At 63.6% G+C, this 25,245-nt stretch carries 28 protein-coding genes and 1 riboswitch; of the genes, 25 read left to right on the top strand and 3 right to left on the bottom strand.

Features of this window, described 5'->3' with window-relative positions:
- Positions 1 to 5 precede the first annotated feature (5 nt).
- Genes RWV98_RS07490 through RWV98_RS07500 form a run of 3 tightly spaced genes read left to right on the top strand, consistent with a single transcriptional unit; the run spans position 6 to position 3,905 of the window.
- Positions 6 to 866 carry an ABC transporter ATP-binding protein gene (locus RWV98_RS07490; RefSeq protein ID WP_317864929.1) on the top strand — a complete coding sequence of 287 codons (861 nt, stop codon included), beginning with the start codon at positions 6 to 8 and terminating at the stop codon, positions 864 to 866.
- Positions 863 to 3,067, top strand: coding sequence for a M1 family aminopeptidase (locus RWV98_RS07495; protein WP_317864931.1), 2,205 nt, complete (start codon positions 863 to 865; stop codon positions 3,065 to 3,067). The genes RWV98_RS07490 and RWV98_RS07495 overlap by 4 nt, the downstream gene beginning before the upstream one ends.
- Positions 3,060 to 3,905, top strand: a complete 846-nt coding sequence (locus RWV98_RS07500) for a hypothetical protein (protein WP_317864933.1) — start codon at positions 3,060 to 3,062, stop codon at positions 3,903 to 3,905. Before RWV98_RS07495 ends, RWV98_RS07500 begins: the two co-directional genes overlap by 8 nt.
- 482 nt (positions 3,906 to 4,387) lie before the next feature.
- Here RWV98_RS07500 and RWV98_RS07505 read toward each other — a convergent pair whose 3' ends face one another.
- Both RWV98_RS07505 and RWV98_RS07510 read right to left on the bottom strand, forming a co-directional pair.
- Entirely contained in the window at positions 4,388 to 4,771 is a 384-nt protein-coding gene (locus RWV98_RS07505) for a helix-turn-helix domain-containing protein (protein ID WP_280961903.1), read from the bottom strand.
- 104 nt (positions 4,772 to 4,875) lie between these two features.
- Complete coding sequence (locus RWV98_RS07510) at positions 4,876 to 5,196, bottom strand: helix-turn-helix transcriptional regulator (RefSeq protein ID WP_280961904.1); 321 nt, start codon at positions 5,194 to 5,196, stop codon at positions 4,876 to 4,878.
- A gap of 185 nt (positions 5,197 to 5,381) precedes the next feature.
- On the opposite strand from RWV98_RS07510, the gene RWV98_RS07515 reads away from it, so the two are divergent.
- On the top strand, positions 5,382 to 5,960 hold the full coding sequence (locus tag RWV98_RS07515; protein WP_280961905.1) for a hypothetical protein: 579 nt from the start codon (positions 5,382 to 5,384) through the stop codon (positions 5,958 to 5,960).
- Positions 5,938 to 6,231 (top strand): hypothetical protein, encoded by a 294-nt coding sequence (locus RWV98_RS07520; protein ID WP_280961906.1) that lies wholly within the window; start codon positions 5,938 to 5,940, stop codon positions 6,229 to 6,231. Before RWV98_RS07515 ends, RWV98_RS07520 begins: the two co-directional genes overlap by 23 nt.
- 51 nt (positions 6,232 to 6,282) lie before the next feature.
- Here RWV98_RS07520 and RWV98_RS07525 read toward each other — a convergent pair whose 3' ends face one another.
- Positions 6,283 to 6,579 carry a cysteine-rich small domain-containing protein gene (locus tag RWV98_RS07525; RefSeq protein WP_317864935.1) on the bottom strand — a complete coding sequence of 99 codons (297 nt, stop codon included), beginning with the start codon at positions 6,577 to 6,579 and terminating at the stop codon, positions 6,283 to 6,285.
- Between the two features lie 137 nt (positions 6,580 to 6,716).
- Positions 6,717 to 6,913, top strand: a riboswitch (cobalamin riboswitch).
- 132 nt (positions 6,914 to 7,045) lie between these two features.
- On the opposite strand from RWV98_RS07525, the gene RWV98_RS07530 reads away from it, so the two are divergent.
- From RWV98_RS07530 to RWV98_RS07625, 20 genes are all read left to right on the top strand, one after another.
- Positions 7,046 to 7,768: an energy-coupling factor ABC transporter permease gene (locus RWV98_RS07530; protein ID WP_317864936.1), complete on the top strand. Its 723-nt coding sequence runs from the start codon at positions 7,046 to 7,048 to the stop codon at positions 7,766 to 7,768.
- A 15-nt stretch (positions 7,769 to 7,783) separates the two neighbouring features.
- Positions 7,784 to 8,074: an energy-coupling factor ABC transporter substrate-binding protein gene (locus tag RWV98_RS07535; protein WP_317864938.1), complete on the top strand. Its 291-nt coding sequence runs from the start codon at positions 7,784 to 7,786 to the stop codon at positions 8,072 to 8,074.
- On the top strand, positions 8,071 to 8,856 hold the full coding sequence (cbiQ, locus tag RWV98_RS07540; protein ID WP_317864940.1) for a cobalt ECF transporter T component CbiQ: 786 nt from the start codon (positions 8,071 to 8,073) through the stop codon (positions 8,854 to 8,856). The genes RWV98_RS07535 and cbiQ overlap by 4 nt, the downstream gene beginning before the upstream one ends.
- Complete coding sequence (locus RWV98_RS07545; protein ID WP_317864941.1) at positions 8,853 to 9,695, top strand: ATP-binding cassette domain-containing protein; 843 nt, start codon at positions 8,853 to 8,855, stop codon at positions 9,693 to 9,695. Before cbiQ ends, RWV98_RS07545 begins: the two co-directional genes overlap by 4 nt.
- Before the next feature lie 17 nt (positions 9,696 to 9,712).
- A complete protein-coding gene (gene cbiD, locus RWV98_RS07550) occupies positions 9,713 to 10,846 on the top strand; it encodes a cobalt-precorrin-5B (C(1))-methyltransferase CbiD (protein ID WP_317864943.1) in 1,134 nt (377 codons plus the stop codon).
- A 3-nt stretch (positions 10,847 to 10,849) separates the two neighbouring features.
- Positions 10,850 to 11,542, top strand: a complete 693-nt coding sequence (gene cobI, locus RWV98_RS07555; protein WP_317864945.1) for a precorrin-2 C(20)-methyltransferase — start codon at positions 10,850 to 10,852, stop codon at positions 11,540 to 11,542.
- Positions 11,539 to 12,294, top strand: coding sequence for a precorrin-4 C(11)-methyltransferase (gene cobM, locus RWV98_RS07560; RefSeq protein WP_317864947.1), 756 nt, complete (start codon positions 11,539 to 11,541; stop codon positions 12,292 to 12,294). Before cobI ends, cobM begins: the two co-directional genes overlap by 4 nt.
- On the top strand, positions 12,291 to 13,310 hold the full coding sequence (locus RWV98_RS07565; RefSeq protein WP_317864949.1) for a cobalt-precorrin 5A hydrolase: 1,020 nt from the start codon (positions 12,291 to 12,293) through the stop codon (positions 13,308 to 13,310). The genes cobM and RWV98_RS07565 overlap by 4 nt, the downstream gene beginning before the upstream one ends.
- Entirely contained in the window at positions 13,307 to 14,299 is a 993-nt protein-coding gene (locus RWV98_RS07570) for a glutamyl-tRNA reductase (protein ID WP_317864951.1), read from the top strand. The genes RWV98_RS07565 and RWV98_RS07570 overlap by 4 nt, the downstream gene beginning before the upstream one ends.
- Positions 14,230 to 14,505, top strand: a complete 276-nt coding sequence (locus RWV98_RS07575; RefSeq protein ID WP_317864953.1) for a hypothetical protein — start codon at positions 14,230 to 14,232, stop codon at positions 14,503 to 14,505. Before RWV98_RS07570 ends, RWV98_RS07575 begins: the two co-directional genes overlap by 70 nt.
- Positions 14,502 to 15,227 carry a precorrin-3B C(17)-methyltransferase gene (cobJ, locus tag RWV98_RS07580; RefSeq protein ID WP_317864955.1) on the top strand — a complete coding sequence of 242 codons (726 nt, stop codon included), beginning with the start codon at positions 14,502 to 14,504 and terminating at the stop codon, positions 15,225 to 15,227. Before RWV98_RS07575 ends, cobJ begins: the two co-directional genes overlap by 4 nt.
- Positions 15,224 to 16,426: a precorrin-6A reductase gene (gene cobK / locus RWV98_RS07585; protein WP_317864957.1), complete on the top strand. Its 1,203-nt coding sequence runs from the start codon at positions 15,224 to 15,226 to the stop codon at positions 16,424 to 16,426. The genes cobJ and cobK overlap by 4 nt, the downstream gene beginning before the upstream one ends.
- Positions 16,413 to 17,279: a hydroxymethylbilane synthase gene (hemC, locus tag RWV98_RS07590; RefSeq protein WP_317864958.1), complete on the top strand. Its 867-nt coding sequence runs from the start codon at positions 16,413 to 16,415 to the stop codon at positions 17,277 to 17,279. The genes cobK and hemC overlap by 14 nt, the downstream gene beginning before the upstream one ends.
- Positions 17,276 to 18,772 (top strand): uroporphyrinogen-III C-methyltransferase, encoded by a 1,497-nt coding sequence (cobA, locus tag RWV98_RS07595; RefSeq protein ID WP_317864960.1) that lies wholly within the window; start codon positions 17,276 to 17,278, stop codon positions 18,770 to 18,772. Before hemC ends, cobA begins: the two co-directional genes overlap by 4 nt.
- Positions 18,765 to 19,751 carry a porphobilinogen synthase gene (gene hemB, locus RWV98_RS07600; protein WP_280961921.1) on the top strand — a complete coding sequence of 329 codons (987 nt, stop codon included), beginning with the start codon at positions 18,765 to 18,767 and terminating at the stop codon, positions 19,749 to 19,751. Before cobA ends, hemB begins: the two co-directional genes overlap by 8 nt.
- The gene (hemL, locus tag RWV98_RS07605; RefSeq protein WP_317864962.1) at positions 19,751 to 21,034 is read left to right on the top strand and encodes a glutamate-1-semialdehyde 2,1-aminomutase; all 1,284 of its coding nucleotides are present in this window, start codon (positions 19,751 to 19,753) and stop codon (positions 21,032 to 21,034) included. Before hemB ends, hemL begins: the two co-directional genes overlap by 1 nt.
- A gap of 234 nt (positions 21,035 to 21,268) precedes the next feature.
- Positions 21,269 to 22,249 (top strand): precorrin-6Y C5,15-methyltransferase (decarboxylating) subunit CbiT, encoded by a 981-nt coding sequence (gene cbiT, locus RWV98_RS07610; RefSeq protein WP_317864963.1) that lies wholly within the window; start codon positions 21,269 to 21,271, stop codon positions 22,247 to 22,249.
- Complete coding sequence (locus tag RWV98_RS07615) at positions 22,239 to 23,588, top strand: cobyrinate a,c-diamide synthase (RefSeq protein WP_317864965.1); 1,350 nt, start codon at positions 22,239 to 22,241, stop codon at positions 23,586 to 23,588. Before cbiT ends, RWV98_RS07615 begins: the two co-directional genes overlap by 11 nt.
- Entirely contained in the window at positions 23,585 to 24,643 is a 1,059-nt protein-coding gene (gene cobT, locus RWV98_RS07620) for a nicotinate-nucleotide--dimethylbenzimidazole phosphoribosyltransferase (RefSeq protein ID WP_317864967.1), read from the top strand. Before RWV98_RS07615 ends, cobT begins: the two co-directional genes overlap by 4 nt.
- A gap of 5 nt (positions 24,644 to 24,648) precedes the next feature.
- On the top strand, positions 24,649 to 25,179 hold the full coding sequence (locus tag RWV98_RS07625; protein ID WP_317864969.1) for a bifunctional adenosylcobinamide kinase/adenosylcobinamide-phosphate guanylyltransferase: 531 nt from the start codon (positions 24,649 to 24,651) through the stop codon (positions 25,177 to 25,179).
- Positions 25,180 to 25,245 lie beyond the last annotated feature (66 nt).

The following is a 25,245-nucleotide window of genomic DNA, read 5'->3' on the forward strand; positions in this document are numbered from 1 at the left end:
ACCTTATGGAAATCACGATCGATCACCTGAATATGACCTACCCGAACGGCAAGCGGGCGCTGCGCGATATCTCGCTCCAACTGGCAAGCCCCAATCTCATCGGCCTGCTCGGGCCAAACGGCGCGGGCAAAAGTACGCTGATGAAGCTGCTGGTGGCGGGCCTTATGCCGACGGAGGGCGAAATCCGCGTGGACGGCGCGCCGCTGCGGAAGCATGAAAAGGAACTGAAAAACCGGCTGGGCTATCTGCCCCAGTCCTTCGGCCTGTATGACGAACTGACGGTGTGGCAGTTTTTAGACTATATGGCCGCCCTCAAGAACATACCGGACGCTAAACGCGCGATTGACAGGGTCATCGAAGCGGTCAACCTATCGGAAAAGCGAAAGGCGCGTATCCGCACGCTGTCGGGCGGGCAGCGGCAGCGCGTGGGCGTGGCGCAGGCCCTGCTGGGCGACCCGCAGTTTTTGATCTTTGACGAGCCGACCGTCGGCCTCGACCCGGAGGAACGCATCCACTTCCGCAACCTGTTTTCCCGCGCCGCGCAGGACAAGATCGTCGTCCTTTCCACCCATATTATCGAGGACGTGCAGTCCGTCTGCAACCGGCTGATCGTGATGGACCGGGGCCGCGTCCGGTTTGACGGCACGCCCTCGGCGCTCATCCAGCGCGCCGAGGGGCACGTGGGCGTTTTTGAACAGGCGGAGGTGCAGGCGACGGAAGGGCTGCACATCACCTCGCGCGTGAACACGGCGCGCGGCATCCGCTGCCGTGCGGTCGCGGAACTGCTGCCCCATTCTGTCGAGCCGGTCGAACCGACGCTGGAGGATGCGTACCTCTACTGCATCGCCGGGGAGGAAGCGCAATGAAAACGCTGCATTTCCTTTGGGTAGAGTGGGGGCGGCTGCTGCGCCGCCCGGCGCTGCTCGCGGTATGCGTGCTGTCGCTTTTGTCGCCCATTTTGGGGCTTACGATCTACCGCCCGCTTTTTTCGGCCAACGCGGATACCTACGCGACCACCATGTCCGGCATGTACATCGCCAACCCCGCGCTGGCGGGCGGCCTGCTCGGCGCGTTCCTGTTCGCCGCGCTCACCGTTTTGGAACTGGACCGCACGCGGCGGCACCGCGTCGATCTGCTGGTGGACGCGGTGATCTCGCCGCTTACCGCCGCCATCGTGCGGCTGCTCGCGCTCATGGCCGCCGCGGTCACGGTGCAGGCGGTGGTGGCGCTCGTCTGGCTGCCCTTCACCATGCTCGCGGTGGGCGCGGTGTTTTCACTGAAAACCTATTTGCTCTGCTACTTTGTTTTTATGTTCGGCGCGCTGCCGCTCGCCATTCTGTTTGCCGCCGCCGCGTACCAGATCACCGCGCGGGCCGATCTGTCCATCGCGCTGTTTATCGCGTTTGCCGCGCTCAGCCTCACCGTATGGAGCGGTAATTGGCTTCTTCGCTGGCTGAACCCCTCGGTTTTCGCGGTGTCGGACGATTTTTCCAACAATCGGCTGTTTCTCACCATTGTCTATATGCGCCTGACTTGGCTGCTCGCGCTTTTGGGCGTGTGGATCGTGTCGTACCTGTGCGTGCGGCGGTACGGCAGGGGCGCGCTCGGCTCGCTCCGCGTCAACCTGCGCCGGGCGTACCGGCCCGCTCTCGCGGCGCTGCTGCTCTTTGCGAGCGGCGCGGCCTATGCCCGGCAGCCGTTTTTCGATCACAGCGCGCCCTATGACGAAAACAGCGCGTTTTACCAAATGGAAGCGGATGGCGCGGTCGCTTGCTCCGAGCGCTATGCCGATGTCCGCCCCAATGTGCGCACGGGCGAGCTTTTCGGAACCGCCACCTACAAGCTGCATAACCTAAGCGGGCAGCCGTGCACGGCCACGTTTGCGACCGATCCCGGCTACGCCATCGATTCCGTGACGGCAAACGGCGCGCCCGCGCCCTTTACCATGGGCGAACTGGAGGAGCAAAACGCGAAAACCTTTACCGTGGAGCTGCCCGCGGACGCGGACATAGAACTGCGGATCGACTACGGCGGTTACCCGCAGGATTGGAACATCGTCAGCGAAACGCCGGGCGACCCGGAGATCAGCGATACCTATATGCGGCTGGAAAACTGGGTGCTCGCGCCCACGCCGCGGGGTGTGGGGTACGCCGGGGAAGGGCCTGTGCCCGCTATTATGGATTTGACGCTGCCCGCCGGTATGCAGGCCGTGCAGTTCGGCGACGCAAAAACCGAGCGCCGCAGCGAGAACGCGGACGGCACGACCACTTGGCGCATCACGGACACCGGCTATAACATGATCGTTTACGCGGGCGATTACGTGACCGAGCAGATCGAGGCGGCGGGGCTGACCATCGACCTGTACATCGGCCGCAAGCACAAGGAGATCATGGAGCAGGTGGGCGCGAAGGAGTCCATCCGGCAGGTGATCGAATACTGTACAAAAAAATACGGCCCGCTAGAGTTCTACGCGGACGGCAGGTTCAAGCTGATCCAGACCCGCGTGGCGGGCGGCGGCTATGCCGGGCGCGGGGCCAGCTCGATGAACGAACTGGATTTTACCGCGAAAAACCTAAAGGATACCGGAAAGGGCGGCGTCGCGGGCGAAGTCGTCATTCACGAGCTGGTGCACCAGTGGTGGGGGCTTGGCAATATGTTCAGCGAAGACGATTTGTGGTCGTCCGAGGGACTGACCGTTTACACCACCTACCGCATCGCCAAGGAGCTTTACGGCGAAGCGTACGCCAAGTCGAACTATATCGACCGTTGGCAGACGCAAGCGGATGATTACTATAAGAATTTTTACGTGCGCCATCCAGAATATCTGGACGCGCTGCCCGAAGAATTTCAGCTGGCGATCACCGCGGGTCTCACCGGCACGCGCCGCTACGCCGAAATGCCGCTGAAAATATTAAAGGCGGAGCAGCTCGTCGGCGGCGAGCAAGCCATGGACAAGATCCTTTACGGCCTTTTCCGGCGCGAGATCGATTATACGAATCCGTACCTGACCTACCAGCAATTTTTAGACGCCTGCGGGCTGACGGAGGGGGATCTTGAACTTGGGTAAAATATATCGTTATGAGCTAAAACGCCTGCTTTTCAATAAGTTTTTCATCGGCATTCTCGCGGTGACGCTGTTTTACGGCTATCAGGTGTTAACGCTTGAAGTGGTGCGGGGCATATCCCACACGGCGCCGTTTTCGGCGTGGAGCTTTGGGTATTATCTGGCGCGGGTGCTGCCGCTCGTCTGCATCGGCGAATTGTTCTTTCTCACCTTTTTTGTTTCCAAAGCGGAAAAGCGCGTGGCGGTGCTGACGAACGCCACGCCCGTAAACGAGCGGCGCTATCTGCTCACGCGCAGCCTTGCCGCGCTTACGGGCACGGCGCTGCTCGCCGGGACCGTGCTGGTTCTGGGCGTGCTCTTTCTATACCGGCTGTTCGGGCCGCAGGCTTACGGCGCGCTCGTTCTTCCGGCTATTTTGGTGCTTTTGCCCGCCATTCTGTTCTGCTTGGGGCTGGGCTGGCTGCTGGGGCGCGCGCACCCGGCGGGGGTGTACGGGGCCATGGTGCTGGCGCTTTTGCTCAGTGTAGCGCCCCTGCCGATCGAAGCGGGGTTTTCCCTCAGCGCCTTTTTTTGCAAAAATGCCGCTCGGCACGTCCATGCTCGACCCGGCGTTCGCCGCGCCGCCCGCCATGCTGCTCATGCGGCTGTGCTATCTGCTCCTCGGCCTTGGCGCGCTGCTTTGGTGCTGCCGGGGCGCGGAGGTCGGTGGTTCGCTTCGCTCACAATGAAATGCGCGGCGGTAGCCGCGAGGTTGGAGGTTCGCTGCGCTCACGATATAATGCGCGGCGGTAGCCGCGGGGCAGGTGGTTCGCTTCGCTCACAATTTCATGCGCGGCAGTAGCCGCGAGCGGCCGCGTGAGGTCACGCGGCCCTACGTAGGGTGAAACGCTTGTCTATGCGTAGGGCGGGGTGACCTCACCAATGTCATTTAGTTAAGCGTAATGCAAAGGCAAAAGCCGCGAATGACCGAAATAGTAGGGCGCGACGCCCTCGGCGCGCCGAACTCGGGAGAGCGTTACACCATCAGAAACCATGCTTCTCCGCTTGGCCTATCGGCCTGTTTGGTGCTTTCGCATACCCCGCCGCTTCGCTCCCGGCGCGCCGAGGCGTGGTCCAGACCAGCTTCTCTTGGCCTTCGGCCAATTCACCTTCTCGCGCCTTACAATCTCAGTGAATCCCTTGTTTTTTCCTATGCGTTTCCCTTATCTGAATGACATTGGCGACTCACCCCGCCGTTGACCGAGGGTACGATTATCACATACAAAAACAGCTAGACTATGTTCCTTTGTAAGAACACGGCCTAGCTGTTTTTTCGTTGTAAAGTTATTCTTGCGCCTGCTCGTCTTCGGTGGTATCCGCGTCTTCGTCCTTACTGGCAAGTGCAATCCCCCAACAATAGCAATTAAACATTTTTGTAGCTATTTGCGCATGCTTGCCGGGAAGTCTGGATAAACGAGATTCAATAGATGTAACATCAGAAATTTCAATTTCATCTTTTATAAGAGCGTCGCATGGTACAAGAAGCACATCGCTTAATCTGCGCAGCACTGGTACAGACAAACCCACAATACCACGCTCGACACCTGAGATATATTGAGGAGTCATGCTAAGGCATTCTGCTAATTGTTCTTGTGTCAAACCTGCCGCCTCACGAGCGATCTTAACACGAAGGCCTGTTTTAATATCTTCCTCTTGTTTATTAGCCAATACTCTCACCTCAATTTATACTTGTAGTTTAGATGAGATTGGGAGTATAATACCAGATATACACAATATGAATTTAAATCATATTTAAAATTGATATGCATCATTTACTGTGCTGCAAGTCGGTGGATTAGGTTTAACAATAGTATCAAATCGTCATATGAGAGCGGACGCATGTCATCCAATGCTTTGCGTATAAGCTGCGGATATAAAGTGTCAGAATCGAAAAATTGCATAGGTGTAATGTCAAAGTATTCACAAATATTTAAAAATTGTGCCATGGATGGTAAAGACTTGCCGGAACTGATTCCTTGAATATAATTTCTACTCTGACCTAAGTCTAAGCTCATTTGATATTCGGAAATGTCTTTTTTCATACGAAGCTCAGTAATTCTATTGCGGATATATGTCGTGTAGTCAGTATTCATTTTGTTTTCACCTCTACACAATCATACGGTTTTTTTTTACCCTAATAGCCAACTTAGAATATGCATATATAGTGAATATATTCGGTATACGCAAAGTTTAAAAGTGAAATTCATATTTGTATAAGTTTTTATTGCTCGATTTAATATTGAAATGATCAAATGGGGAAACAAGGGAGTGAATTGTAATGATAACAAAAATAACACAACAGGAATTGCACCAAATCCGGTATTATGACATGACCGATAAGCTGGTGGGAAAAAGCAATGCCACAGATTATAAAACACTGGTGTGTCAAATGATGGAGCAGTTTCAGGACCACTCGGTATTTCGTGCGGTCATCCGTCGCCTAGACGCTGAATTAAACGACTGGCTGGTGGAATCCAGCGAACAGAATATAAACGCTATATGGCCGGTAAGGGTACACTCAGAAATAAAGCTATGGAAAGTTACATTTTATGATGCTGGTGATAGGATCATCACGGATAAAACACAACCTTGGTGCCCGCATCCCAAAGAAAATCAGCGTGATCTAGTACGGTTTGGCGCTCTCTATTGTGTTTTATCAAACGCGATGGAAGGGGTGAGCCCGATTCTTGCTATACAAAGCAACGCGGCGCATGTACTTTATAACGGTAAAGCACATGTGTCGCACAAAAGGTCGGGAAAACTTTTTGAACAGGCCCTTGCCGAAGACTGGGCGGAAACCGAGAACCTTAAAATAGAGGCGGGGAGGGAAACTAGTGAAGCTGAAAAACAGGATTAACGAACAGTCCCTTGAGGAAGATACATTCTTTTTACCGGATTTCTTAGATTACTGCATGGCGCGATATTGGTATGTGTTCCTGCCCGGCACAGCTATGGGTATTCTTCTGGGATTGCAGATAGACCGCTTCGCTCAGTCACAACCGCTTATCGCTATTTTATATGCCTGTGGACAAATGGATACTTTCGGAGCGCTGGCTACTGGTTTTATTGCTGTTTATATTCCATTGTTCATTTTGTTCTATTTTGTGCTAAAGTTGAAGAAAAAATAAAAGAAAGGATGTTGCGTTTATACCGCAACATCCTTTCTTTCATATAAACGCTTATTTTTCCTCGCTCTGCATCTTTTTCACGATATCCTGAAAGCGGCCTGTGATGTAGCCGTAGTTGTTTCGCTGATGCGGCGCCATGCAGGCGCTGCAATCCTTAATGCCGTTTTCGGTATAGGTAAAGTTGCCGCCGCAGTCCCGGCCCAGCGCGTAGAGCGGGCAATAGCAGAACAGGCAGTTAAAATCCTCCGGCTTGTCGGTCTTGTGGCAGGGGAAGAACTCGCACGCGGTGTTTTGAAAAAAGGCGAAGCCCTTTCCGCGCCAATATTCGTTTTCATTTTCCGGACACATGGCTTGGCACCTCCAATAATTTTTTGCAATACTGCACAGTCATATTAGCACAGGCGGGGTAAAATTTCAAGGGGTAAAAATATTGCAAAACCGCGCTATTTTTGGCGATAAGCTATTTACATGCGGGTTATAAAAAGATATAATAAAAAGCGATCGGGAAGCTTCCGCCACTTTGTGGACGGAAGAGGAAGTCGGGTGAGAATCCCGCGCAGTCCCGCTGCCGTATTAGGCGAGCCCTCGCACAAAATGCCACTGGGGTGCTTTGCACCTTGGGAAGGCGTGCGCCGGGCGATGACCCTTGAGCCGGAATACGATCCGATCGATTGGTTTTCACACTCTACGGAAGATAGGGGGGTGTCATTTTTTATGACCAATTTGAACCGGCCCAGCGGATAAAACGGGCGCTCCGGGAGCGCAAACGGATTTTTTAAGACAAAAACTAACCGCTGACAAAGGAAGGTGCCAAATGAATAAAAAAATAAAAATGCTGTCGCTTTTCGCGGCAGTCGCCTGCGCGCTTACGTTCAGCGCACAGGCCATGCATATCGCGGAAGGGTATTTGCCCGTATCGTGGTGCATCGGCTGGTACGCCGTGTGCATCCCGTTTATCGCGGCGGGCCTGCATTCCATCCGCAAAAAGTTGCAGATCAGCCCCCGTTCGATCACCCTGCTGGCCATGTGCGGCGCGTTCGCGTTCGTGCTGTCCGCGCTCAAGATTCCCTCGGTCACCGGCTCGTGCTCGCATATGACGGGCGTCGGTCTGGGCGCGATCCTGTTCGGGCCCGCCGCCACCAGCGTGCTTGGCCTGATCGTTTTGCTGTTTCAGGCCATTCTGCTCGCGCACGGCGGCCTGACCACCCTTGGCGCGAATGTGTTTTCCATGGCGATCGTCGGCCCGTTCGTTTCCTACGGCATTTACCGCCTGATGCGGAAAACCAAGCTGCCCGCGGCTGTGGGCGTATTCTGCGCGGCGTTTCTAGGCGATTTGCTTACCTATGTGACCACCGCCTTTGAAATGGCCTTTGCGCACAACGCCATCGGCTTTTCCGAAAGTCTTGCTACCTTCCTCGGCATTTTCGCCGTCACGCAGATTCCGCTCGCCATTGCGGAGGGCCTGCTCACCGTCGTGGTGTTCAACGTGCTGGAAAAGTATACGGCAAACGAGCTGCGCGACCTGCGCGTGCTTTGAGGGAGGAACGAACTGATGAAAACAACTGCGATTTGGAAAAAGAACCTGCTGCTCATCCTGCTCGTTATCGTTTTGGCGGTGGCCCCGCTTTACCTGCGCCGCGGCGCCGAGTTTGGCGGCGCGGACGGCGAAGCGATGGACGCGGTGGAAACCATCCACCCCGGCTATGAAAGCTGGGCCGAGCCGCTGCTCGAGCCCGCCAGCGGCGAGATCGAATCCCTTTTGTTCGCCTTGCAGGCCGCGCTGGGCGCGGGCGTAGTGGGCTTTGTGCTGGGCCGCGTGACCGCGCGCGGCAAAAAAGAATGATTGGAACCGACCGCTATTCCTACCGATCGCGCTTAAAGGACGTCGACCCGACGGCCAAGCTCACCGCCAGCTTTGTCAGCGTCGTGCTGTGTCTGGGCACCGGCGGCATGCTGGCAAGCGTTACGGCGATTCTGGTCTTTGCCGCCCTTCTTCGCTGGAAGGGCGGCACGCCCGCCGGCGACTTCTTTCGGCTGCTCCGCGTGCCGTTCTGGTTCCTCGTGGTCGGCGCGGTTACGGTGGTGCTCGCCCGGTTCCCGGATCATACGGGGGTCTTGTGGGGCGCAGCGATCGGCGGCAGCGTGTACGGCGTGTCGGCCGCGTCGCTCCTCGCGGGCGCGCGGCTGGTCGTCCGCGCGCTGGGCTGTGTGGCGAGCGTTTACTTTACCGTGCTGTCCACACCGGTGACCGATCTGCTGCTCGCCCTGAAGCGCCTGCACGTGCCGAAGCTGCTGCTCACGCTGATGGAGCTGATTTACCGCTTCATCTTCGTTTTGACCGAAACGGCGGAGCGCATGCGCGTGGCGCAGCAGGCGCGTCTGGGCTACGGCACCCTGCGGCAGAGCTTTCACTCGTTCGGCACGCTCTTGGCCATGGTGTTCATGCGCGCCTACCGCCGGGCCGACCGCATCTACGTTTCGCTTGAAGCGCGCGGCTATGAGGGCGAGGTGCAAACGCTGCCGCCCCATTACCAAAGCGGGCGCACGGTTTATCTGTGGTGCGTGGGGCTGACCTGTGCGCAGCTTGCCGCGTACCTGCTGGAAAGGGGGCTTACGCCTGTATGAACGCGATAGAAGCGGAAAGCCTTACCTATGTGTATGAGGATGGAACAAAGGCCCTTTCGGACCTGCGCCTCGCTGCGGCCGAGGGCGAGATCACCGGCATTCTGGGCGCGAACGGCGCGGGCAAATCCACGCTGTTTTTGTGCCTGAACGGGGTGCTGCGTCCCACGGGCGGCACGGTGCGCGTCGGCGGTTCGCCGGTGTCGTACGACCGCAAGGGGCTGCAAAATCTGCGCCAGCAGGTCGGCATTGTGTTTCAGGACCCGGACGATCAGCTTTTCTCGGCCGACGTGTACCGCGATATTTCGTTTGGCGCGGTCAATCTGGGCCTGCCGGAAAGCGAGGTGCGCGCGCGCGTCGAACGCGCGATGGAGCGCACCGGCGTGATGGCCCTAAAGGACAAGCCGACGCACGCCCTGTCCTTTGGGCAGAAAAAGCGCGTGGCGATCGCGGGCGTGCTCGTCATGCGGCCCAAGGTGCTCATTCTGGACGAGCCCACCGCTGGTCTGGACCCGGAGGGCGTTGCCGATATTTTAAAGCTGTGCCGCGAATTTCAGCGCGATCTGGGCATGACCATTTTGCTCGCCACGCACGATATCGATCTGGTGCCGCTCTACTGCGACCGGGCGTATATCATGGCGGAAGGGCGCATGGCGGCCTGCGGCACGCCGGAAGAGCTGTTCCGCGATCCGGCGCTGCTGCGCGAAAACCATCTGCGCCTGCCCAGAATTTCGCACCTGATGGAGATCCTCCACAATGAGGACGGCTGCGCGGTGGACACCGCCGCCGCGACCATCGGCCGCGCCCGGCGCGAGATCAAGCGCCTGACCGGAATAGAATGATTGGAAAGGAATTTGCCGTGGAGCAGTATGTTGTAAAAAACCAAAAAAAGCTGCGCCGCGGCGTGACCACGGGCAGCTGTGCGGCGGCGGCGGCCGAAGCCGCCGCGCGCCTGCTGCTGACGGGGCGCGTGCCCTCGGCAATCCTTTTGCCCGTGCCCGCGGGCGAAACCCTTGCGCTGACGCCGGAGGAGGCTGCGCTTTTGGAGGGCGCGGCCTCTTGCGCCGTGCGCAAGGACGCGGGCGACGACCCGGACGTGACCGACGGCATCCGCATTTTCGCGCGGGTGGAAAAGCGGCCCCACGGCACCGCGATACGGGGCGGCGCGGGCGTGGGCCGCGTGACAAAGCCCGGCCTGTCGCTGCCCGTTGGCGAAAGCGCCATAAACCCCGGCCCGCGCGCGCAGATCGGGGCGGCCGTGCGCCGCGCGGCGGCGGAAAACGGGTACGGGGGCGGCTTTCTCGTCACCATTTCCGCGGAAAACGGCGCGGAGATCGCCCTGCGGACCTATAACCCGCACCTTGGCATTGTGGGCGGCATTTCGATTCTCGGCACGAGCGGCATCGTCGAACCGATGAGCGAAGCGGCCCTGATGGAGACCACGCATTTGGAGCTAAAAAGCGCCTATGAGCAGGGCGCGCGCGTGGCGCTCCTATGCCCCGGCAACTACGGGGCGGATTTCGCGCGGGAAGCGCTGGGGCTCGATCTGTCGCGCGCGGTCAAGTGCTCCAATTTCATCGGGGACGCGCTCGATCACGCGGCCTACTTGGGGTTCCCGGAAATTTTGCTCATCGGCCACGTGGGCAAGCTCGTAAAGCTCGCCGCCGGGGTGATGAACACGCATTCCGCCGTGGCGGACGGGCGGCGCGAGGTGTTCACCGCGAACGCCGCGCTGTGCGGCGCGCCCCTGCCGGTGCTGGAAGCGCTGATGGCGGCGGTATCGACCGACGCGTGCATAGAAATACTGGACGCGGCCGGCCTGCGGGAGCCGGTGCTGGCCCGCGTCGGCCTTGCGGTGGAAGAGCAATTATCGCGCCGCCTCGCCGGCAAGGCGCGGGGCGAATATATGATGTTTTCCAGCAGGCACGGCCTGCTCGCGCGGTCGCCCGGCGCGATGGCGCTCGTTCAAAAATTAAAGGAAACGGCAGGATAGAGCATGAAACAAGGCATTTTATACGGCGTGGGCGTCGGCCCCGGCGACCCGGAGCTATTGACCCTAAAGGCGGCGCGCATTTTGCGTCAGTGCGATGTGATCGCCGCCCCGCGCGCGGGCGCGGGCGCGCAGGCGGCGCTTACCATCGCCGCGCCCTACGCGGCGGACAAGCCGGTGCTGCACTGTGATACCCCGATGACGCGCGACGCGGAAACGCTCGCCCGCAGCCACGACAAGGCGGCAAACGATATCTGCGCCCTGCTGGGGCAGGGCAAGACCGTCGCCTTTTTAACGCTGGGCGACCCCTCGGTCTATTCGACCTATGCCTATGTGCACGACCGCGTGCGAGAGCGGGGCTTTGCGGCGGAGCTGGTGCCCGGCGTGCCTTCGTTCTGCGCGGCGGCGGCGGCGCTGGGCCGCCCCTTATGCGTGGGCGAGGAAATGCTGCATATTATCCCCGCGTCCCATGGGGCGACGGAGCAGGGGCTCGACCTGCCCGGCTCCAAGGTGCTGATGAAGGCGGGGCGCGAAATCCTATCCGTGCGCGACGAGCTTGCGCGCCGGGGCGAAATACAAAACGCGGCGCTCGTCGAGCGCGTCGGCATGGAGGGCGAGCGGATCGTGAACGATCTGTCCGCGCTCGCCGATCCGACCGGCTACTTTTCCATTATTTTGGTCAGGGGGGACAAGGCATGATCTACTTTGTCGGCGCGGGCTCGGGCGCGCCCGATCTCATCACCGTGCGCGGCGCAAAGCTGCTGTCGCAGGCGGATGTGATCGTTTACGCGGGCTCGCTTGTCAACCCCGCGCTGCTGGGCTATCAAAAAGAGGGCTGCAAAGTCTATGACAGCGCCAAAATGACGCTCGAGCAGGTGATCGAAGTCATGACGCCCGCCGCGAAAGCGGGGCAGACCGTCGTGCGCCTGCACACGGGCGACCCGTCGGTATACGGCGCGCACCGCGAGCAGATGGACGAGCTGGACCGGCTGGGGCTTGCATACGAAATTTGCCCCGGCGTTTCCTCCTTCTGCGGCGCGGCGGCGGCGCTGAAAGCCGAATACACGCTGCCCGGCGTGAGCCAGACCGTGATCCTGACGCGCATGGAGGGCCGCACGCCCGTGCCCGCGCGGGAATCGATCGAGGAATTGGCCGCGCACGGGGCCACCATGGTGATTTTCCTGTCCGCCGGGCAGGTGGACGCGCTGTCCCGGCGGCTGATCGCGGGCGGCTACGCGCCCGAAACCCCGGCGGCCATTGTCTACAAGGCCACGTGGCCGGATGAAAAGGTCATCCGCACGACCGTCGCGGGCCTGCCCGAGGCCGCGCGGGCGGAGGGCGTGACCAAAACGGCGCTCATCACGGTGGGCGGCTTTCTGGGCGACCATTACGACCGCTCCAAGCTGTACGACCCCGCGTTCACCACGGGTTACCGGAAGGCGGAAGCATGACGCATCTTAAGATTGTTTCGTTTACCGACCGGGGCGCCGCGCTGGGCAAGCGCCTTGCCGCGCTGCTGCCGGATGTGCTGACCGAGCGGTACGACCGCGCGGGCGACCCCTCTTTGCGGCAAACGTTTTTATCGCGCTTTGCGCAGCAGGCCATGGTCGATTCGGGCGGCATCGTTTTTATCGGCGCGGCGGGCATCGCGGTGCGCGCGGTCGCGCCCTATCTCGCGGGCAAGTCGCTCGACCCGGCGGTGCTCGTCGTCGACGAGGGCGGGCGGTTCGTCATCCCGCTGCTGTCCGGCCACCTTGGCGGGGCGAACGCGCTGGCGGAGCGCATCGCGGCCCTTCTGGGCGCGGTGCCCGTCGTCACCACCGCGACGGACGGGCGCGGCGCGTTCGCGGTCGATACATGGGCCAAGGAAAAGGGCCTTGCGGTCTATGACCCGGAAAATATCAAATGGATTTCAGCGGCGCTTTTGCGGGGCGAAACGGTCGGCCTTGCCTCGGCCTTCCCGGTGGAGGGGCGGCTGCCGCGCGGCGTCAGCCTTTCCGGCCCGGCGCAGTGCGGGTTTGCGATCGGGTTCGACCTTGCCGCAAAGCCGTTTTTGCACACGCTGCATCTGGTGCCGCGCATCGTCCATCTGGGCGTCGGCTGCCGTCGCGGCGTGGACCGGGCAAGGATAGAAGCGGTCTGCGCCGAAGCGCTGCGCGCGGCGGGCGCGCCGCTTTTGGCCGTCGCGGGCGTGTACTCGGTCGACCGTAAGCGCGACGAAGCGGGTTTGCTTCACTTTTGTGACGCGCAGGGGCTGCCGTTCACCGTCTATACGGCGGCGCAGCTCTCGGCGGTAAGCGGTACGTTTTCCGCGTCGGCGTTTGTGAAGGAAACCGTGGGCGCCGACAATGTGTGCGAACGCGCGGCGGTTAAGGGCGCGGGCGGCGGGGCGCTCATCTGCCGCAAAACGGCGCGGGACGGGGTCACCGCCGCCGTCGCCGTTTCGGATTGGAGGGTATCGTTTTGAATCTTTTGATGGTGGGCGTGGATTTTACGCGCGCGGATATCGCGCTGCGCGAGCCGCTCTCCTTTGTGCGCGGGCAGGTGCTGGCGCTGCTGCCGCGCATTGCGGAAAAGCCCGGCGTTTCGGGCTGCGCGCTGCTGGCCACCTGCAACCGCACCGAGCTGTACGTGCATCTTGTGGACGGGGCCGAGGCGGACGCGCTTTCCTTGCTTTGCGCCGCCGCGGGCGTGCCGCCGGAAAGCTACCGCGCCGCGGCGCAGGTGCTGCGCGGCAGCGCCGTCGCGCGCCATCTGGCCGAGGTCGCCGCGGGCGTGCAGAGCCAAATCTATGGGGACGACCAGATCGTTTCGCAGGTGCGGGACGCGGCCGCGCTCGCGCGGCAGGCGGGCGCGATGGACGCGGTGATGGACACCCTGTTCCGCCGCGCCGTGACCGCGGGCAAGCGCGTGCGCACCGAAACGCGGCTGCGCGGCGTGCCGCCCTCGGCGGCCCAGCGCGCGATCGAGCGCGCGGAAGTGTTTTTCGGCGGCCTTGCGGGCAAGCGGGCCGTGGTGATCGGCAACGGCGAAATGGGCCGCCTGTCCGCCGCGCTGCTACGGGACGCGGGCTGCGCGGTCACGATCACGCTGCGCACCTACCGGCACGGCGAAACCGTGGTGCCCGCAGGCTGCGCCACCCACCCGTACGACGACCGCGCCGCCCTGCTGGACGGGGCCGACCTCGCCGTTTCGGCGACGACCAGCCCGCACCTGACCATTGCGGCGGAGCAGGTGCGCGCCATGAAACACCCGCCGCGTTTGCTGATCGACCTTGCCATGCCGCGCGATATCGACGGGGCGGCGGCAGGCGGGGGGTGGCGGTTTGGAACCTCGACGATCTGGGCCGCGCGGCGGATGAAAACGCGGCGGACCGCGCCCGAGCCATGGAGATCGTCGGGGAGGAGCTCGCGGCGTTTGCCGAATGGCACGCCTACCGCCGGTCGCTCCCCGTGATCGACGAGGTAAAGGAAACCGCCCTGCGGCGCCTGCGGTTCGACCATGACTTTTCGGCGCTTTATGAGGAAAACGATGTGGACGGTCTGCTGGAGCTGGCGGTCGGTAAAACGGTCGATTTGCTTTTGGGCGGCATGAAGGAAGCGGTCAGCCCCGAGCGGCTGACCGACTGTCTGGCCCGTATGAGAAAGGGAATGAACGGATGATCTATGTAATCGGCCTAGGCCCGGGCGGCGCGGCGCAAATGACGGCGCGCGCGAAAAACGCCCTTGCCCGGTGCGACACCGTGGCGGGCTACGGCCTGTATCTGGACTTGATCGAAGAGCTGACGGCGGGAAAAACGCGCATCGCCACCGGCATGACGCGCGAGACCGACCGCTGCCGGCAGGCGCTGGACGCGGCGCGGGCGGGGCATACGGTGGCCGTTGTTTCCTCGGGCGACGCGGGCGTTTACGGCATGGCCGGGCTGGTTTTGGAGCTGGCGGGCGAGCGGCCGGACGTTGCGATCGAAGTCATCCCCGGCGTAACGGCGGCGCTTTCGGGCGGGGCCGTGCTCGGCGCGCCCATGACGAACGATTTCGCGTGCATCAGCCTGTCCGACCTGATGACGCCGTGGGCGGTTATCGAAAAGCGCCTGCGCGCCGCGGCGGAGGGCGATTTCTGCATCGCCCTGTACAACCCGATGAGCAAGAAACGGCGGGATCAGCTGCCCCGCGCCTGCGATATCCTGCTTGCCGCGCGCGCGCCGGAAACCGTGTGCGGGCTGACGCGAAACATCGGCCGCGAAGGAGAAACATATGATTTGTTAACGCTCCGCGAACTGCGGGACGCGGCGGTCGATATGCTGACCACCGTGTTCGTCGGCAATTCGCAGACCCGCGTGATCGCGGGCCGCATGGTGACGCCCCGGGGGTACCGGATCGAATGAGCGTTTTTGTTTTTGCGGGCACGAGCGAGGGGCGCGCGCTGCTGAAATTCCTTTCCGTGCGCGGCGTTTGCGCCACGGCCTTCGTGGCGACGGAGTACGGCGAGCAGGCGCTCGAACCCATGCCCGGCGTTACCGTGCGCGCGGGCAGGCTTTCGCAGCCGGAAATGGAGCGGGTGCTCGCGGTGGGCGCCGTCTGTATCGACGCGACGCACCCCTACGCGAGCGAGGTCAGCCGCCTGCTCGAAGCGGCGTGCGCGAATACGGGCGCGGAATATTTGCGCCTTGTCCGTCCCGCGCTTACGCGGCAAGGGGCCGATACCGTGCCCGATACCGAAAGCGCCGTTCGCTGGCTGAACGACCACCCCGGCCGCGTGCTGCTGACGACGGGCAGCAAGGAGCTTGCCGCCTACACGGCGGTAAAGGGCTTTGCGGAGCGGATATATCCGCGCGTGCTGCCCACGGCGGCGGTGATCGAAGCGTGCGTGGCGCTGGGCTTTCCGCCCGCGCATCTCATTGCCATGCAGGGCCCGTTTTCGCGGGAACTGAACGCCGCCTTGCTGCGGCAGGTCGGCGCGGAGATTCTTGTTACCAAGGATACGGGCCGCGCGGGCGGCTTTGCGGAAAAACTTAACGCCGCGCGGGACGCGGGCGCGCGGGTGCTGGTCGTTTCCCGTCCGCGGGAGGAAGCGGGCCGCACCCTTTCGGAGATGCGGGACTATTTGACCGCGCGCCTTGGTCTCGCCAAGGCATTGCCGGAAGCGCCGCGCTTTCCGCTATTTGTTTCGCTCGCGGGGCGGCTGTGCGTGATCTTCGGCGCGGGGAAAATAGCGGCGCGCCGCGCTTCTGTCCTTCGGCGCTTTGGGGCGGAAGTGCGCGTGATCGCGCCCGAAAGCCCCGCGGGGCTTGCCCTTTACGCGGCGCGCGGGTACGAGCCGGGCGATCTGACGGGCGCGTTTCTCGCGGTCGCGGCGACAAGCGACCGGGCGGTGAACGCCCGCGTCGCGGCGGACTGCCGGGCCGCGGGCGTGCCGTGCAGCGTGGCCGACCGCGCCGGGGAATCCACCTTCTTTTTCCCGGCCATCTGCGAGGGGAACGGCCTTGTCGCGGGCGTGGTGTCGGACGGCGCGCACCACGAAAAGACCGCCCTCATGGCAAAGCGCATCCGCGCCGTATTGGAGGAAACCGATGAAAACGATTAAAATCGGCAGCCGGGACAGCCGCCTTGCGGTGTGTCAGGCGCAGGAGGTGCTGAACCGCCTTGGCGGCGGCACGCTCACCACCATGAAAACGCTGGGCGATAAGATTCTGGACCGCACGCTCGACAAGGTGGGCGGCAAGGGCCTGTTCGTCAAGGAGCTGGATCAGGCGCTGCTCGACGGGCGCATCGACCTTGCCGTGCACAGCCTGAAGGACGTGCCGATGGAGCTGCCCGAGGGCCTTACGCTTATGGCCTTTCCGCCGCGCGCGGACGCGCGGGACGCGCTCGTTTTGCCGGAAAGCGGCGTTTGGGATCAAACGAAGCCCATCGGCTGCTCGGCGGCCCGGCGGCAGGCGCAGCTTGGCGCGCTGTTCCCCGAAATAGAGGTGCGGCCCGTGCGCGGCAACGTGCAAACAAGGCTTGCAAAGCTGGAAGCGGGGCAGTACGGCGCGCTGGTGCTCGCGGCGGCGGGGCTTACGCGCCTTGGCCTTTCGCACCGCATCAGCCGCGTGTTCACGCCGGAGGAGATGCTGCCCGCCGCCGGGCAGGGCATTCTGGCGGTGGAGGGCCGCGCGGGCGAGTGGGCGGAGGAGACGCGCCTTTTGGACGATGCGTCCGCGCGCGCCTGCGCCATGGCCGAGCGCGCCTTTGTCCGCACGCTGGACGGCGGCTGCTTTTCGCCCATCGCGGCCTATGCCGAAACCGGGGAAGGGCTGCTGCACCTGCGCGGCCTGTATGTAACGGGCGAGGGGCGCGCCGTGCGCGGCGCGCTGACCGGCGCGTGTGACAGCGCCGAAACGCTGGGCAGAACGCTTGCCCTACAACTCAAATGGGAAGCGGAGGGGCGCATATGACAGGGCTTGTCACACTCGTCGGCGCGGGGCCGGGCGATAAGGGCTTGCTGACGCTGGCGGGCGCGGAAGCGCTCCGCGCGGCGGAAGCGGTCGTATTCGACCGGCTGGTCGATCCTTCGATCCTCGCGCTCATCCCGGCGGGGGCCGAAACGGTCGACGTGGGCAAGCGGCAGGGCAGCCACCCCGTGCCGCAGGATGAGATCAACAGGGTTCTCGTCCGGCTCGCTGAAAGCGGCAAAAACACCGTGCGCCTTAAGGGAGGGGATTGCTATCTCTTTGGCCGCGGGGGCGAGGAATGCGAGTATTTGCGGGAACACGGCGTGCCGTTTCGCGTCATTCCGGGCGTTACCTCGGCGCTGGCCGCGCCCGCGTTCGCGGGTATCCCGGTCACGCACCGCGATTTTGCTTCCTCGGTGCATCTCATAACGGCGCACGCGCGGGCGGGCAAGCCGCTCGAAATCGATTTTGAGGCGCTCGTGCGCCTGCGCGGCACGCTGGTGTTTTTCATGGGTCTTGCGGCGCTTAGCGATGTGATGCGGGGCCTGATTGCCGCCGGTATAGACCCCGAAACGCCCGCCGCCGTCATTGAAAACGGCGCGCGCGCCCGCCAGCGCAAGGTTGTGGCGACGGCTTCGTCGCTCACGGAAGCGGTGCGCGCGGCGGCGGTGCAAAGCCCGGCGCTCATCGTCGTCGGCCCGGTTTGCGGCCTGTCGGACGCGCTCGATTGGTTTTCGGCGCTGCCACTTTTCGGCAAGACCGTGGCGGTGACAAGGCCGCGCGACCGGGCGGGCACGCTGTCGGACCGCCTGCGCGCGCTCGGCGCGGAGGTGGTCGAGTGCCCGGTGATCGAAACGCGCGAGATAGAGGACGGCGCGGCCCTTTCCTCAGCCCTGCGGGAAACTTGGAATTGGGTCGTGCTGACCAGCCCGGCGGGCGTGCCCGCGATGGTGCGCGCGCTCACGCGGCAGGGGCGCGATCTGCGCGCGCTTTACGGCTGCCGCTTCGCCGTGATCGGCAAGGGAACGGAAGCGGCGCTTGCAAAGCTCGGCGTTCGGGCCGACCTGTGCCCCGCGCGGTACGACGGCGCGCACCTTGCGCGCGCGCTTGTGGCGGCGGCCAAACCGGGCGACCGCGTGCTGCTGCTGCGCGCGAAGGAAGGTTCGCCCGCGCTGCCCGAGGCGCTCCGCGCGGCGGGCCTGCCGTTTGCCGATGTGCCGGTTTACGAGACCGTGTACCGGGAAGAGGGCGCGGAGGCGCTGCGCGCCATGATCGCCGCCGGAAGGCTCTATGCCGCGACCTTTACCAGCGCGTCCACGGTCACGGGCTTTGTCCGCGTGTGCGGCGGCGCGCCGCTTTCCGGCTTTACCGCCGTGTGCATCGGCGAACAGACAGCTAATGCCGCCCGCGCGCACGGTATGCGCGTGCAAACAGCGAAAAACGCGACGATCGACGACCTGATCGCCTGCTTGATGGAGGGAAACAAACATGTTTAACGATACGATCCGCCCGCGCCGCCTGCGCGCTTCGGACAGCCTGCGGCGCATGGCGCGCGAAACGCGCCTGTCGCCGGACAGCCTGATCTGGCCCATCTTCGTGCGCGAAGGCACGCATATCTATGAGGAGATCCCCTCGCTGCCCGGCCAGTATCACTATTCGCCGGACGAATTGGGGCGCGCGGTCGAGCGAGCGCGCGCGCACGGCGTTTCTCGCCTGATCCTGTTCGGCCTGCCCGAAGAGAAGGACGAGATCGGTTCGGGCGCGTGGGCCGAAAACGGGATTGTGCAGCAGGGCCTGCGCGCACTGCGCGCGCTCGATCCCTCGCTCTACCTCATCACCGATGTGTGCATGTGCGAATACACCTCGCACGGCCACTGCGGCATCCTGTGCGGGCACGACGTGGACAACGATCAAACGACCGAGCGGCTGGCGCAGATCGCGGTCAGCCATGTGCGGGCGGGCGCGGACATGGTCGCCCCCTCGGATATGATGGACGGCCGCGTGGCCGCCATCCGCCGCGCGCTCGATGAAAACGGCTTTGTAAACACGCCCATCATGTCCTACGCGGCCAAGTACGCTTCGTTTTTCTACGGCCCGTTCCGCGACGCGGCGGGCTCGGCCCCGTCCTTTGGCGACCGCCGCTCCTACCAAATGGACTGGCACAATGGCCGCGAGGCTATGCGCGAGTGCGCGCTCGACGTGCAGGAGGGCGCGGATATCCTGATGATCAAGCCCGCCATGTCCTATCTCGATCTGGTCTATCAGTGCAAACAGCGGTTTGAACTGCCGGTCGCGGCCTATTCGGTATCGGGCGAGTACGCCATGATCAAGGCGGCGGCAAAGGCCGGTCTCATCGACGAGTACGGCGTGATGTGCGAATCGGCCGTCGGCATGTTCCGCGCGGGCGCGGATATTTTGATCACTTACTTTGCTCCCGAACTGGCGGACGCGATGCGGAAAGGGGATATCGGCTGATGACAAACTCGGAACAGCTTTTTGAACGCGCCAAGCAGGTGCTGCCCGGCGGCGTCAATTCGCCGGTGCGCGCGTTCCGCGCGGTGGGCGGCAAGCCGCGCTTCATCGAAAAGGCCCTCGGCAGCCATGTTTTGGACGCGGACGGGCTGGAATACATCGATTACGTCGGCTCTTGGGGGCCGATGGTGCTGGGCCACAGCCACCCGGATATTCTCGCGGCCGTGCACGAGCGCATGCTCTCCGGCCTGTCCTTCGGCGCGCCGACGGCGCTTGAGGTCGAAATGGCCGAGCGCATGGTGGATATGGTGCCGCATATCGAAATGGTGCGCATGGTCAATTCCGGCACCGAGGCCGTGATGAGCGCCGTGCGTCTGGCGCGCGGCGCGACCGGACGGGACAAGCTCATCAAGTTCGACGGCTGCTACCACGGCCATTCGGACGCGATGCTGGTCGGCGCGGGCTCGGGCGCGCTCACGCAGGGCGTGCCGGATTCCAAGGGTGTGACGGGCGGCGCGGCGCGGGACACGCTGCTCGCGCAGTATAACGATCTGGATTCTGCCCGCGCTTTGTTTGACGCCAACCCCGGGGCGGTCGCCGCCGTCATCGTCGAGCCGGTCGCGGCCAACATGGGCGTGGTGCCGCCGAAGCCGGGCTTTCTAGAAGGGCTGCGCACGCTCTGCGACCAACACGGCGCGCTTTTGATCTTTGACGAGGTGATCACCGGCTTCCGGCTGGCAAAGGGCGGCGCGCAGGAGTATTTCGGCGTCAGAGCCGATCTTACTACCTTTGGCAAAATCATCGGCGGCGGCATGCCGGTCGGCGCGTACGCGGGCCCGCGTGAGCTGATGGAGCAGGTCGCGCCCTGCGGGCCGGTCTATCAGGCGGGCACGCTGTCGGGCAACCCGGTCGCCATGGCGGCGGGAATCAAGCAGCTGGAAATCTTAAACGAGCATCCGGACTGCTACGAGGTCATGGAGACCTCGGCCCTGTATTTGGCGAACCACCTGCGCGAAAGCGCCCAAAAGTTTGGCGTGCCCATGCAGGTCAATCAAGTCGGTTCTTTGCTTTGCGCCTACTTTACGGCGGAGCCGGTCGATTGCTTCGCGGCGGCGCGGCGCGCGGATACGGCCCAATACGCCGCGTACTTTAACGGCATGCTGGCGCGCGGGGTCTATCTCGCGCCCAGCCAGTTTGAGGCGATGTTTGTTTCGAGCGCGCACACGGTCAGTGATTTGGCGTTTACCGTAAAGGCGGCGGACGAAACGCTGGCCGAGATGCAGTAAAACTTTTGGAGGGCAACAAAATGGAGCGGCGGTTTTTCATCATAGGCGCGGGCATGGGCGCGCGGGACGGGCTGACGGGCGAGGCGAAGCGCGCGCTGGACGCGGCGGACGCGGTGTTTGCCACGGCGCGCTTTGCCGGCTTGCGCGCGGACGCGAAAATCTGTCCGCTTAGCGAGCTGGCCGAACGGGCCGTTTCATCCGGCGCGGCAAGCGCCGCGTTGCTCGTATCCGGCGATGTGGGCTTTTTTCAGCGCCGCGCCCCGGCTGCGGCAGGCGCTGCTGCCGCACGGCGCGGTAACGCTCTTTTGCGGCCTATCCAGCATGCAGGTGTTTTGCGCGAAGCTCGGCATCGCGTACGAGGATGCGTTCGCCGTCAGCCTGCACGGGCGGCGCGGCAGCCTGCTCGGCCCTGTCAGCTATCATGAAAAGGTGTTCGCGCTCACCGGCGGGGAAAACCGCGCGGACGCGCTGTGCGCGGGGCTGGCCGAAGCCGGGCTGGGGCGCCTGACGGCGCACCTTGGCGAAAACCTCGGCGCGGCGGACGAGCGCGTTACCACGGGCACGGCCGCGTCGCTCGCGGGCGCGGGCTGCGGCGACCTTGCCGTGCTGCTCGTGGAAAACCCGGCGGCGGCGGACGCTTCCGCGCCCATCCGCGATGCCATGCTCACGCGCGGCAAGGCGCCCATGACCAAAGAAGAGGTGCGCTGGGTCGCGCTCGCCAAGCTCGCGGTGCGGCCGCGCGATACCGTGTGGGATGTGGGCGCGGGCACGGGCGCGATGACGCTGGAGCTGGCCCGCCGCGCGCACTTGGGCCTGACCTACGCGGTCGAACGAAACCCCGAAGCGCTGGCGCTGCTGCGGGAAAACCGCGTAAAGCTCGGCGGATACAATGTTCTGCCTGTGCCGGGCCTTGCGCCGGAAGCGCTGCACGCGCTGCCCGCGCCGGACTGCGTGTTCGTCGGCGGCAGCGGCGGGGCGCTCGCCGGGATTTTGCGCGCGGCGCGGGAAAAGAACCCCAAGGTGCGCGTCGCGGTCACGGCGGTTTCGCTGGAAACCGTGGGCGAAGCGCTGGGCGCGCTGAGGGAAGCGGGCTTTGCTAATATCGAAACGGTGCAGCTTGCGGCGGCGCGCGGGCAGACCGCGGGCAGCCACACGCTGATGCGGGCGAACAACCCGGTCTATCTGTTTACAGGGGGCGGCGCGCATGGCGAATGACGCGGCGCGGCTGCTCCTTGGCGGCACGGGTTCGGGCTGCGGCAAAACCACGGTGACGAGCGCGGTTTTACGCGCGCTTGCCCGGCGCGGCGAAAAGCTGCACGCCTTCAAATGCGGGCCGGATTATATCGATCCCATGTTCCACACCGCGGCGATCGGCGTGCCCAGCCGCAACCTCGACCTGTTCTTTGTGGAGGGCAAAACGGCGAGAGCCATGCTGGCGGACTGCATCCCCGCCGGCGGCGTGGGCGTGGTAGAGGGCGCGATGGGTTTTTACGACGGCGTTTCGGGCGATACGGACGAGGCATCCGCCGCCCATCTCGCGCGGGAAACGGAAACGCCCGCCGTGCTGGTCGCCAGACCGCGCGGACAGTCGCTTTCGCTCGCGGCGGAGCTTTCCGGTTTTCGCACCTTTGGCGAAAACACGCTGGCGGGCGTTGTTTTAAACGACGTATCGCGGGCCATGTACCCCTATTATAAGAAAATAGCGGAAAAGGCGGGGCTGCGCGTATTCGGCCATCTGCCGCCCGTGGCCGAGGCCGCGATACCGGACCGGCACCTCGGCCTTGTCACGGCGGGCGAAATAGAGGATTTACAGCGAAAGCTCGACCTGCTGGCCGACGCGGCGGAGTCCTGCATCGATCTTGACGGGCTTGTGGCGCTCGCCCACCGCGCGCCGCCGCTTATGGACAAGCTTGAAACGCCGCCGCCTGTCACGGCGGGGACGGTGCGCATCGCGGTCGCGCGGGACGAGGCGTTTTGCTTTTATTACGAGGATAACTTCGATCTGCTGCGCGCGATGGGGGCCACGCTCGTTTTCTTTTCCCCCTTGCGCGACCGGGCGCTGCCCGCCGGGGCGGACGGCCTGTACCTCGGCGGCGGCTATCCGGAGCTGCACGCCGACGCGCTGCAAAAAAATAAAAGCATGCGGGAAAGCGTGCGGCGCGCGGTGGCGGGCGGTCTGCCCACGGTGGCGGAATGCGGCGGCTTTCTCTACCTGCACCAAACGCTGTGCGGCCGGGCTATGGCGGGCGCGCTATGCGGCGCGGCCGATATGACCGCGCGCCTACAGCCCTTCGGCTATGTGACGCTTTACGCCGCGCGGGACAATTTGCTTTGCCCCGCAGGCGGACAAATCCGCGCGCATGAATTTCATTACGCGGCGTCCGGCCTTGCCGGGTACGGCTTTACGGCGCGCAAGCCGAATGGGCGCGCGTGGCCCTCGGCGGTATCTTCGCCCACGCTGTACGCGGGCTTTCCGCATTTGTATTTTCGCTCGAATCCGCTTTTTGCGGAGAATTTTATCCGCCGGTGCGCGGGGATGGAGGCTAAACGATGAACATCAAAGAGTGCAGGGCGGCCATTCGCCCCCCTTGCGGGGAGAGCGAGCAGGCGGCCAGACGCCGCTTTTCCGATATCGCGATCCCGCTGGGCAGCTTGGGGCTGCTGGAGGACGCGGTCGTGCGGCTCGCGGGCATGCAGCGCACGGCGCGGCCAAAGCTCGCAAAGCGCGCGGCGGTGGTATTCTGCGCGGATAACGGCGTGGTCGCGCAGGGCGTGACGCAGTGCGGGCAGGAGATCACCGCCCTGGTCACCGAAAACCTCAGCAAAGGCAGCACCTCGGTCTGCTGCATGGCGCGCCGCGCCGGTCTGGACGTGGTGCCGGTCGATATCGGCGTGGCACAGCCCGTTTCGGGTGCGAAAATACGGCAGCGCTGTGTGCGGCGCGGCACGGCCGATATGACGCGGGGCCCCGCTATGACGCGGGACGAGTGCGTCCGCGCGGTCGAGACCGGCATCGCCGTCGCGGACGAGCTCGCGGGCGAGGGGTACGCCCTTTTCGCGGCGGGCGAAATGGGCATCGGCAATACGACGACGAGCGCGGCGATCGCCGCCGTGCTCACCGGCGCGCCGGCCTCCGAGATCACCGGGCGCGGCGCGGGCCTCTCCACCGAGGGGCTAAAGAAAAAGATAAGCGCCATCGAGACCGCGATCGCCCTCAGCCGGCCCGACGCCGCCGACCCGCTGGATGTGCTGCACAAGGTCGGCGGGCTGGATATCGCGGGGCTCGCGGGCCTGTATCTGGGCGCGGCGGCGCACGGCCTGCCCACCGTGCTGGACGGGCTGATCTCCTGCGTGGCGGCGCTCATCGCGGTGCGGCTGTGCCCGGCGGTTAAGGCGTATCTGATCGCTTCGCATGTATCCGCCGAACCGGCGGGCCGCCGGGTGCTGGAGGAGCTGGGGCTTTCGCCGCTCATCTGCGCCGGTATGCGCCTTGGCGAGGGCACGGGCGCGGTGGCGGGCGTGGCGCTCATCGATCTGGCCCTCGCGGCGTACGACAACATGCCGAGCTTTGCGGAGATCGGCATGCAAGCGTACCAGCCGCTCACCTGACCGCCATGCTGCTACTCATCACAGGGGGCGCGGCCTCGGGCAAGTCGGCGCACGCCGAGCGCCTGCTTTGCTCTGCCGCGCCGGGGGACAAGCTCTACCTTGCCACCATGGAGCCGTTCGGCGAAGCGGCCCGGAAGCGCATCGAACGCCACCGGGCGCTGCGCGCGGGCAAGGGCTTTCATACCGCCGAGCGCCCGTTGGGGCTGGAAGCCGTGGCTTTTGAAAAATCGTATGACGGCGTTTTGCTCGAGGACCTCGGCAATCTGCTGGCAAACGAGCTGTTCGCGCCGGATGGCGCGGGTGATCGGGCGGAAGCCGCGATTTTGCGCGGTATCGACCATGTGCGGGCGCACTGCGATACGCTTGCCGTTGTGACGGACGAGATATTTTCGGACGGCCTCGCGTATCCGGCGGAGACGATGCGGTATATGCACCTGCTGGCCCGGCTGAACGCCGCGCTGGCCCGGCGCGCGGACGCGGTGTACGAATCGGTTTGCGGCATTTTGCTGCCCATAAAGGAGGGGAAGGACACTTGAAAAGCGTGGTAAGCGGCTTTCTGGTCGCGTTTTCCCTCTATTCGGCCATTCCCGTGCCGCAGGTGA

The sequence above is a fragment of the Agathobaculum sp. NTUH-O15-33 genome (assembly GCF_033193315.1).
GTDB classification, from domain to species: Bacteria; Bacillota; Clostridia; order Oscillospirales; family Butyricicoccaceae; genus Agathobaculum; species Agathobaculum faecihominis_A.